Origin of the sequence: Streptomyces sp. SID5910 (genome assembly GCF_009862125.1) — a bacterium.
Lineage (GTDB): Bacteria > Actinomycetota > Actinomycetes > Streptomycetales > Streptomycetaceae > Streptomyces.
This window is the reverse complement of record NZ_WWHX01000821.1, coordinates 1-330: the sequence shown is the minus strand read 5'-3', so window position 1 is coordinate 330 and position 330 is coordinate 1. Positions and strand designations below refer to the sequence as shown.

Here is a 330-nt window from a genome sequence, read left to right as displayed (position 1 = left end):
GGCGGTCGCCGTGCCGGGGGCGGGCGGGGGTGTGGCGGGCGCGCTCATCACTGCTTCCTCGAAGTTCTCGGGGGACGCGGAGGGCGGGCCGCCGGAAGCACCGGCGGCCCGCCCGCTGGGCAGGGACGGCGAAGCCGTCAGACGCCCGCGCCGGTGCCACGGCGGCGGCGCACCACGAAGCCCAGGCCCGCCAGACCGGCCGCGGTCAACGTGGCCCCGCCCGCCAGCAGGACGGTGTCCGGGCCCGCGGTGCTCTCCGCGCCCGCCGCCACCCCGCCGGCCGGGACGACCCTGGTCTGGCCGGTGCCGGTGCCGGTGCCGGTGCCGGTG

The 330-nt window shown here is 81.2% G+C and carries 1 pseudogene; it reads right to left on the bottom strand.

Annotated features, from left to right (window positions below):
• Positions 1 to 137 precede the first annotated feature (137 nt).
• Positions 138 to 330 (bottom strand): annotated as a pseudogene (locus tag GTW67_RS28840) (hypothetical protein); the annotation flags it as partial.